This is a genomic window from Streptomyces malaysiensis subsp. samsunensis (genome assembly GCF_024519315.1).
Classification (GTDB): domain Bacteria; phylum Actinomycetota; class Actinomycetes; order Streptomycetales; family Streptomycetaceae; genus Streptomyces; species Streptomyces malaysiensis.
Genome location: NZ_JANIIC010000229.1, coordinates 1 through 901 on the forward strand (window position 1 = coordinate 1; position 901 = coordinate 901).

The window sequence follows — 901 nt, forward strand, 5'->3', positions numbered from 1 at the left end:
GACGAGTTCGACGCGGTCGAGCGCGGCCGAGTCGCCCAGGGCCTCCAGAAGCGGCACCTCAAGATGAGGCTTCAACGCCGCCGCACACTCCCGCATCCGCGCGGCGAACACCGGCGAATCCGCCAGCAACTCCGCCGCCATACCCACCCACTGCGCCCCCTGCCCGGGGAACACGAACACCACCCGGGACGCGGCGTCGTCGCGCTCGCCCACCACGGCGGCGCCTTCCGTGGTGCCGCGGGCCAGCGCCCGTACCGCGTCGAGGAGTTCGTCCCGCCCGGCACCCGCGACCACCGCCCGATGCTCGTGCACCGCACGGCCGTTCACCAAGGAGGCCCCGACATCGGCGAGAGACACCTCCGGCCGCGACTCGACGAACGCCGCCAGCCGCTCCGCCTGCCCCCGCAACGCCGCACCACTACGCCCCGACAACACCCACGGCACCACCGGAAGCTCACCACGCCCGCCCCCCGACTCGGCCACAGCCGGAGCTTCCTCCACGATCACATGCGCGTTCGTCCCACTGATCCCGAACGACGACACACCCGCACGCCGCAGACGACCGGCCCGCTCCGGCCACTCCCGCTGCCGCACCAGCAGTTCCAGGCCGCTCGACTCCCACGCCACGCGGGGCGTCGGCTCTTCCGCGTGCAGCGAGGCGGGCAATGTCCCGTGCCGCATCGCCTGCACCATCTTGATCACGCCACCGACGCCCGCGGCGGCCTGGGTGTGCCCGATGTTGGACTTCAGCGACCCCAGCCACAACGGCCGCTCCGGATCCCGCCCCCGCCCGTATGCCTCCGCCAGCGCCTGTGCCTCGATGGGATCGCCCAGCCGCGTTCCCGTGCCGTGTGCCTCGACCGCGTCCACCTCGTCCGCGGACAACCCCGCGTCGGCCAGC

At 73.3% G+C, this 901-nt stretch carries 1 protein-coding gene; it reads right to left on the bottom strand.

Annotated elements, in window-relative coordinates:
- On the bottom strand, positions 1-901 hold a 901-nt coding region (locus NQU54_RS48630), incomplete at both ends, for a ketoacyl-synthetase C-terminal extension domain-containing protein (RefSeq protein ID WP_257636667.1).